Source organism: uncultured Abyssibacter sp., from assembly GCF_964000955.1.
In the GTDB taxonomy this organism is placed as follows: Bacteria; Pseudomonadota; Gammaproteobacteria; order Nevskiales; family OUC007; genus Abyssibacter.
Genome location: NZ_CAXFCL010000040.1, coordinates 1 through 8,288 on the forward strand (window position 1 = coordinate 1; position 8,288 = coordinate 8,288).

At 67.6% G+C, this 8,288-nt stretch carries 6 protein-coding genes; 2 read left to right on the forward strand and 4 right to left on the reverse strand.

Annotated elements, in window-relative coordinates; all coding sequences use genetic code 11:
* Positions 1 to 529: 2'-5' RNA ligase family protein (locus ABNS06_RS01560; protein WP_348672204.1), on the reverse strand; the 529-nt coding region annotated here is incomplete at its 3' end.
* 279 nt (positions 530 to 808) lie between these two features.
* Here ABNS06_RS01560 and ABNS06_RS01565 point away from each other — a divergent pair.
* Together ABNS06_RS01565 and ABNS06_RS01570 are read left to right on the forward strand one after the other, a co-directional pair.
* Positions 809 to 1,774 carry an efflux RND transporter periplasmic adaptor subunit gene (locus ABNS06_RS01565; RefSeq protein ID WP_348672205.1) on the forward strand — a complete coding sequence of 322 codons (966 nt, stop codon included), beginning with the start codon at positions 809 to 811 and terminating at the stop codon, positions 1,772 to 1,774.
* Between the two features lies 1 nt (position 1,775).
* Positions 1,776 to 4,883: an efflux RND transporter permease subunit gene (locus ABNS06_RS01570; RefSeq protein WP_348672206.1), complete on the forward strand. Its 3,108-nt coding sequence runs from the start codon at positions 1,776 to 1,778 to the stop codon at positions 4,881 to 4,883.
* A 402-nt stretch (positions 4,884 to 5,285) separates the two neighbouring features.
* On the opposite strand, the gene ABNS06_RS01575 is transcribed toward ABNS06_RS01570, so the two are convergent.
* The 3 genes from ABNS06_RS01575 to ABNS06_RS01585 all read right to left on the reverse strand — a co-directional run.
* Entirely contained in the window at positions 5,286 to 6,479 is a 1,194-nt protein-coding gene (locus tag ABNS06_RS01575) for a HupE/UreJ family protein (protein WP_348672207.1), read from the reverse strand.
* A gap of 29 nt (positions 6,480 to 6,508) precedes the next feature.
* Positions 6,509 to 7,345 carry a peptidylprolyl isomerase gene (locus ABNS06_RS01580; protein ID WP_348672208.1) on the reverse strand — a complete coding sequence of 279 codons (837 nt, stop codon included), beginning with the start codon at positions 7,343 to 7,345 and terminating at the stop codon, positions 6,509 to 6,511.
* A partial coding sequence (locus ABNS06_RS01585) for a DUF3604 domain-containing protein (protein WP_348672209.1) occupies positions 7,335 to 8,288 on the reverse strand: 954 nt, incomplete at its 5' end. The genes ABNS06_RS01580 and ABNS06_RS01585, both read right to left, overlap by 11 nt.

The window sequence follows — 8,288 nt, forward strand, 5'->3', positions numbered from 1 at the left end:
ATTCGGTCCAGGTGAACAGGGTCAGTCGGTCCAGCACCAGTTCGCCGTCCGGCGGCGGGCTGGTATCCAGCCGTCGTCGGATGCGCTCCCGGTCGGCATCGGGCAGGCGGCGGTCAAGCCGGGCCACGGTGACATGGGGCTTGGGCGGGCGTGTGTCCGGCGCGGCTCCAGCCGCGGCGTAAAGCGCGCCGCGGTGCGCTGCGATCAGGGTTTCCAGCCGGCCGGCGTCCGCGTTCACCAGCAGGGAGACCGCCGACGGCGCGCGAGGTGGGCCGAGCAGCTGCCAGCCGGTGCCGCGCAGGCTGAGCTCCGCGGGCATGGTGGCGGCCTGAGTCGTCGCCTCGGCGAAGGCCCTCTCGGCGGCCGGCTGCCCGCACCGGCCGAGAAAGGCGAGGGTCACGTGACGGTCATCACCGCCCAGACGCCGGCTGGTTTTCGGCAGTTCCAGCGCGTGTATCGCGGCATCCAGCGTCGCACCGCAATCCCAGCGGTCGGCGGGCCATCCGATGAACCAGTTGGCATCCTGCATGCGGGCATTGTCCCCGACGCTTCGTCGTCCGGCCACTGTCGATCCGGGTCGTGCGATCATGTTCGCGCGGCCCTGTCGATACCGCCGGGAACCCGGTGCGGACATTCCGGGTCGAACCACATTCTCCATGGAATTGACTCGCCGCCCGTCGGCACAGGGAACGCTATGCATTGGCATCGATTTGCGGGGGCGCTGACGGTTTGTGCGTGCGCGACACTAATCGGTTGCGACCAGCCGGCCGACGCGCCGGCCGCGGCTGGCAATCGGCCGGCGACACCGGTGATTGCCCAGCGCGTCGACACCGAAACGTTCGCCAGCGGGATCGAGGCGCTGGGGACGGCGCGCTCCAACGAGTCGCTGGACGTCAGCGCCAATCTCACCGAAAAGATCATCTCCCTCAACTTCCAGGATGGCGCCTATGTCGAGGAGGGCGCCCTGCTGGCGCGCCTCGACGACACCGCGGAGCGCGCCGAGCTCGCGGCTGCCAAGGCCCGTCTCGCCGAGCGGCGTCGCACGCTGGACCGTTCCAAGTCGCTGGTCAGTGATCGGGTGTTGTCGGAGTCCGAAGTCGATCTGCGCGCATCCGAGGTCGAGACCGCCGTCGCCGAGGTGGCTGCGCTTGAAGCGGATATCGCCGATCACCAGATCCGGGCGCCGTTCGCGGGTCGGGTCGGCTTGCGCATGGTCAGTGTCGGTGCGCTGATTCGTCCCGGCGATGTCATCACCACGCTGGACGACATCGATACGATCAAGGTGGATTTCACGGTGCCGGAGACTGAACTGGCGCGGCTGAAGCCGGGTGTGCCGCTGGTCGCGAGGTCCGCCGCCTATCCCGATCGCAGCTTCGAGGGCGAGGTGTCGGCCGTGGATACGCAGGTCAATCCGCAGACGCGCGCCGTGCTCGCCCGCGCCGAGATCGACAACAGCGGGCGCGAGTTGCAGCCCGGCATGCTGATCGAGCTGGAGGTGCTGGCGCGGCAGCGGGAGTCGCTGGCGGTGCCGGAGGGCGCCCTGGTGCCGCGCGGTGACCGGCAGTTCGTTTTCCGTGTCGTGGACGGCAAGGCGGAACGCGTCGAGGTTACGGTGGGCACGCGCCGCCCCGGTGTGGCCGAGATCACCGGCGGGCTGGAGGCCGGTGATCTGGTCGTCATCGACGGCACGATGAAGCTGCAGCCCGGGGCTCCGGTGAAAGTGACCGAACGGTCGGCCGCGCTGCCGCACGTGACGGACGCCACGGAGAGCTGACATGGTGTTGTCCGATCTGTCCGTCCGCAGGCCCGTCTTCGCCACGGTTCTGTCGCTGCTCATGATCGCGTTCGGCGTGCTGGCCTTCGATCGGCTGGCGCTGCGCGAGTCCCCGGACATCGACCCGCCGATCGTTTCCGTGGATACGACCTATCCGGGGGCTTCGGCCGCTGTCGTGGAAACCCGGATCACCGAGATCATCGAGGATCGCATCGCCGGGGTGGAGGGCATTCGCTTCATCGAGAGCAGCTCGCAGGACGGCCGCTCTCGCGTGACCATCGAATTCAGTTCGGGACGTGACATCGACGCGGCGACCAACGACGTGCGCGACCGGGTGTCCGGTGTGCTGGACAACCTGCCCCAGGAGGCCGATCCGCCGGACATCCAGAAGGTTGAATCCGATGACGACGTGATCATGTGGATGAACCTGACCAGCACCGAGATGGATTCGCTGGAGCTGACCGACTACGCGCGGCGTTACCTGGAGGATCGGTTTTCCATCCTGCCGGGTGTGGCGCGGGTCCGGATTGGTGGCGGGCTGGAATACGCCATGCGGATCTGGCTGGATCGCAAGGCGCTGGCCGCGCGTGGCCTGACCGTGGCCGACATCGAAAACGCGCTGGTCGCGGAAAACGTCGAGCTGCCGGCGGGCCGGATCGAGTCGGTGGACCGGCTGTTCACGGCGCGGGTCAGGCGCAGCTACCGCACCCCCGCCGATTTCCGGGATCTCGTGGTCGGCACCAGTCGCGAAGGGCACCTGGTGCGCCTGTCCGAGGTGGCGCGCGTGGAGAAGGGTGCGGTGGAGGATCGCACCATGTTTCGCGGCAACACGGTGCCGATGGTCGGGGTGGGCATCATCAAGCAGTCCACCGCGAACACGGTCGAGGTGGCTCGGGCCGCCAAGGCCCTGCGCCGACAACTGAATCCGAACCTGCCGGAAGGAATGGTGCTGGAGCAGAGCTACGATTCCAGCGTGTTCATCGAGGCGGCGGTGGTCGAGGTGTGGAAGACCCTGGCCATCGCGGTGGCCCTGGTGGTAGCCGTGATCTGGCTGTTCCTTGGCAGCGCCAGGGCGATGATCATTCCTGCCGTCACCGTCCCGGTTTCGCTGATTGCGACCTTCATCGCGCTCTACAGCTTCGGGTTCACGATCAATCTGCTGACGCTGCTGGCCCTGGTGCTGGCCGTCGGTCTGGTGGTGGATGATTCCATCGTGATGCTGGAAAACATCGCCCGGCGCGTGGAGCTGGGCGAGCCGCCGCTGGTGGCCGCGTATCGGGGTGCCAAGCAGGTGGGATTCGCGGTCGTGGCGACCTCCGTGGTGCTGATCGCCGTCTTCGTGCCGCTGTCGTTCATCTCGGGCGACATCGGGCGGCTGTTCACCGAGTTCGCGATCACGATGGCGGCGGCGGTGTTTTTCTCCACGATTGTCGCGCTGACCTTGTCGCCGATGCTGTGCTCCAAGTTGCTGCGGCCGGCCAACAAGAACCGCCGCAGCCTGTCGGCATGGATCGACCGCGGGTTCGACCGCGTCGCCGGCGGATATGCCCGCGTGCTGGGCACGGTTGTGCGCCGGCCCGTGCTGATGGGCGGTGTGGTCGTCGCGGTGCTGGTTGGCGCCTGGTTTCTCCTGAAGACGGTGCCCTCGGAGTTCGCTCCCCGCGAGGACCGCGGTTCCTTCTTCGTGCTCGTGAGTGGCCCCGAAGGCGCGACCTACGACTACATCAAGGACTACATGCTGGAGATCGAGGCCCGCACCATGCCGCTGGTCGAGGCGGGGGAGATCGAGCGGCTGCTGGTCCGGGCGCCCAACTTCGGCGGCGAGCGTTTCAACGGCGGCGTCGTGATCATCGGACTGACTCCCTGGAATCAGCGCCGTTCGGCCTGGGAGATCATGGATGACATTCGTGGGCGTCTGGCGGATCTGCCCGGGGTTCGGGCGTTTCCGATCATGCGCCAGAGCTTTGGCGGTGGCCGCGGCCAGCCGGTGCAGTTCGTCATCGGCGGCGGCACCTACGAACAGCTGACCGAATGGCGGGATACGTTGCTGGCGGCCGTCAACGAGCGCATGCCCGGGCTGATCGGCGTGGATTCCGACTACAAGGAAACCCAGCCGCAGTTGCGCGTGAACATCGACCGCAACCGGGCCGGCGACCTGGGCGTGTCGGTGCGCGATATCGGCCTGACGTTGCAGACCATGCTGGGATCGCGCCGGGTGACCACCTACATCGACGACGGTGAGGAATACGACGTCATCGTCGAGGGCGAGCGGTCCGAACAGCGAACCCAGAATGCGATCGCGAATCTCTACGTGCGCTCCGGAACCTCCGGAGAGCTGATTCCGCTGTCGAACCTCGTCACGATTCGCGAACAGGCCGACGCCTTCGAGTTGAACCGCTTCAATCGGGTGCGGGCGATCACCGTCTCGTCAGGGCTGGCGGACGGTCTGGTGCTGGGCGAGGCGCTGCGTGATCTGGAGTCCCTGGCCCGCGAGGTCCTGCCGGAGACGGTGGTCATCGACTACAAGGGACAGTCGCGCGACCTGCAGGAGTCCTCCGGATCGCTGCTGTTCGTGTTCGTGCTGGGGTTGATCGTGGTCTTTCTGGTGCTGGCCGCGCAGTTCGAGAGTTTCGTCCACCCGCTGGTGATCATGTTGACCGTGCCGCTGGCGGTGACCGGTGCCCTGTTCGGCCTGTGGCTGGTTGATTCGACATTGAATATCTACAGTCAGATCGGGCTGGTGATGCTGATTGGACTGGCGGCCAAGAACGGCATTCTGATCGTCGAGTTCGCCAACCAGCGGCGCGACGCGGGCGTGGATTTCGATGAGGCGCTGATGGAAGCCTCCCGGGTCCGCTTCCGGCCGATTGTCATGACCGCGATCACCACGGCCGCGGGCAGTCTGCCGCTGATCCTGTCCTCCGGCGCAGGAGCGGAAACCCGCTTCGCCATCGGCGTCGTGATCCTGTTCGGTGTGCTGGCGGCGACGCTGTTCACGGTATTCGTCGTGCCGGTCGCCTACGGATTGCTGGCGCGCCGGACCGATTCGCCGGAGGCCGTGTCGCGGAAGCTGGAGAGCAAGCTGGCCGAGACGCCGATGCAGCCGTGATCTCGCTTCCTGGTACGTTGGTTCGTACTCCATCGCGACAGGTCGTGTGTGTTGAACCGACCTTCCTGATGAATTGACGTGGCGGGTTTCGCCCCGCGGGGCGAGTGACTTTCGTTTCGGCGAAAGTCACCAAAGCCATGTGCGCCCGCAACGCAGGTCGATGCACGTCCTTGTGCATCGACTGCCCGTCGCGAACGGGGCCTTGGCCGGGCGCGAGCCAAACTCGCGGCCTGCAGGGCCGCTCAGACAGGCCTCGCGCTGAATCCGTCCAAGACTCCGTCCGCGCCGGCTGCGTTGAAAGGGCGCACGGTCTTGTGCGGCCATCCCTGCCCGCGGCTATTTAACGCCGCTGCGCGGCGGTTGGTTGATTCCACGCCGTGAACGACGTGGCGGGTTTCTCAGTTACCCGATGATGGCCCGACCGACGAACCACTGGACACCAGCCAGACACAACAGGCCGGCGGCGATCGTCTGCGGCCAGACGGCCTCGCGGTCCCGGGTCAGGCGTTGCCAGATGCGGACGCCGAGGCCGCCGGCCAGGGCCAGGACGACCACGATGCCGATCTGGCCCAGTTCCACGCCGATGTTGAACCCGGCCAGAATCGGTAGCAGTTGATCCGCCGGCCAGCTGAGGTCGAGCAGGGCGCCGGCGAAACCCGCGCCGTGCACCAGCCCGAACGCGGCTGCGATGGCCGGCCCGGTGGTTGAACGGTGTTGAGCGCTCGCCGGCAGCAACCGGATCAGCAGCAACCCGCAGGCCAGCCAGGTCCAGACACTGAGCGCGGACAGTCCGCTCGCCAGCAGCGCGGCGCCCAGCAGGAGCAGGGCGACCGTGATTCCCAGCTGCGCCACGGGTGTCAGCAGCGCGCGGCGTCTCGCCGCTTCCAATGCCGCGTAGGCCACGGAGAATCCGATCAGCGCCTCGACCGTGGTCGAATCCGGTTGCAGATGGCCGGTTACCGCCAGACCCAGGGTGACGGAATGGCCCAGCGTGAACCCGGTGACGGTCCACAGCCGGGCTGACCAGCCGGGAATCAGCAGAAGCAGCGCGGCGAGAAACGCGATGTGATCCCAGCCCGAGGCCACGTGTTCGGCGCCGATACGGACGAAGGCGAAAAAGTCCGTGTGGCCTCCGCTGTCACCCAGAGTGATCGAGGGGCGCTGCGCGGTTAGCACCGTTTCCAGTGGAGGCTCGGTTTGCGTGACGCGCAACAGATGCAGATGCGTGGCCGCGTAGCGGAACAGCGCGTCGATGCGCAGTTCGGCGGGATGGTTGTCGATGGATTCGGGGCAGCCGAAGCGCAGGGCGACGCGCTGCCAGCCGGCGGCGGCCGGTAGCGTCCGCGGAGGCTGCGTCAACTCGCAGGGCCGCCCCGCCTGCTTGATGGTCACGGTGCCGGCGAGATGCTGTTCCAGCAGGGCTGGCAGCGGGGTGTCCGCCGCCGCGTCGGCGTAAAGCAGGGTCGCGCGCCGCGTGTCGATGGTGAAGCTGCCGGTCAGATGCTGTCCCGACCATTCCCAGGTGGAGAAGGATTGGCTCTTGGTATGCGCGTCGGCGATGCCTGGCGCCAGTGTGATCAGTAGCGCGGTCAGCAATGCGGCCGGTCTGCGGCTTCGGCGGGATGTCACGAAGGTGTTCGGATTTCGGCACCCGCCCGCAGCCGCGCTACCGCGTCGACCACCGCGCGCTCGCGTTGACGGACCCGCCACGCCTCCGCCACCTGCGTTCGAATCCGCTCGAAGGCGGGCCTGTCTCCGGCTTCCCGGTCCAGCAGCCAGACGAAATGCGCCTGATCGCCGATACGCAGCGGTCCCGCGATCTCTCCGGGCGCCAGCGTTTCCATCGCTCGCAGCACGCTGGGCGGCAGGTAGGTCCCCAGCGCGTCCATGCGCAGCAGGCCGTTTGGCAGAGGTGTCATCCGCTCCGGGCCGAACACGGTTTCGAAGGCGGTGCCGCCTCGCAGGGCGGCCACGGCGTCGGTCGCCGGCCAGGGTTGGGTCGCATGCGTGACTCGCACCCGGGCCGAGGGCGTGCCCAGCAGCGGGTGCTCGTCGTAGAAGCGACGCAGGGTGGCGTCGTCGGGCTGTTCGGCCTGTTCACGCGCGACGATGGTCTGGATCATTGCGTCGACGACCGCCGAGCGCACCATGCGGTCCGATTGCAGCAGGCCGATTTCCTCGGCGCGCTGGATCAGCAGTTCCTCGGTGATCAGCGTGTCCAGTGCGCGCTCGCGATCCGCGTCGGAGACGGGGTTGCGCTTATCGCGGGCGAGCGCCTCGACCGCCTGCGCGAGATCGGCCCGGGAGATGACCCGCCCGTTGACCGTGGCCGCGGCGGCGGCGTGCTCCGGCAGGCCCGGGGCCAGCGCCTGCCACACCGCCAGACCGAACCCGGCCACGGTCGCGAGCAGGATCACCCGGCTTGTCAGCCGCGCATCGGGTCGGGAGGACTCAGCCGGCATCGCGCGGATTCAGGTAGATCGGTGACGACCAGGCCCGGTGTTCGGCCGGCGCGGTGCAGTTGTCCGCTTCGTCGGTGCGGAAATCCCCGTAGCAAGGATTGACGCGCACGCAGTTGCCCTCGGCGTCGTATTCGCAGCGCAGATTGTCCGCGTTGATCGTCGGCGTCGCGGCCTGGATCGCCCGGGCGTAGTACAGAACATCGCGCGGGGCCTCGGCGAAGTCGTCGTCGCTGACCCGCGCCACGCAACCGGCCGGGTCGCCGTCGCACTCGATCACGGTCCATGGGTCATCGATCAGCGTCTCCACCGCTTCGTCGGGATTCGCCTGCCGCCGGATGCGCACGACTTCGATGCGGGTGATGGGGTGGCGTTCGTCGGAGGGGTGATCGCATTCACCGGAGCAGAGATTCTCGATGCGATCGGCATCCAGGCCGGCGTGCACGAAGTCCGGGCAGCCCGGCTTCTGCTTGAACGCGCCCACCGCGCGAATCTCGAAGGTCGGCGTGATGCCGTCGTCCAGCGCGTCGGCCGCCAGCACGCTGCCCATCGGGTAGCGCTGGTCGGCGTCGACCAGATCGAACCACAGCAGGATTTTCGGGCCTGATGTGCCGTAGACCTCGCGGCGCTGAAAGGCGTCCCAGATACCGTCGCGATCGGGCGTGGCCGCGTGCACGGCGGCGAGGCCGCCCGTGAGCCAGAACGAGGATTGGCGCTCCAGTTCCGTGAGCTGAAAGCCGGCCATGTTCGACAGGGTGTCGCGATCGATGAAGCGGGCCTGAGCCTCGGGCGATTGCGATTCGCCGTAGACCCGCTGGGCCCAGGTCGTGTTGACCGGCCCGTTGGCTTCGGTCATGACCTTGCGGTCCACGGGCTTGTAGCCGGTGCCCGGGCGGGCGCGATGGTTGTCCGACGAGGCGATGAAGCCCCAGGTGAAGCGCGCCGG

Coding starts and splice junctions, on each gene's coding strand:
- ABNS06_RS01570 (WP_348672206.1), top strand. CDS start 1,776: ATGGTGTTGTCCGATCTGTCCGTCCGCAGGCCCGTCTTCGCCACGGTT.
- ABNS06_RS01580 (WP_348672208.1), bottom strand. CDS start 7,345: ATGCCGGCTGAGTCCTCCCGACCCGATGCGCGGCTGACAAGCCGGGTG.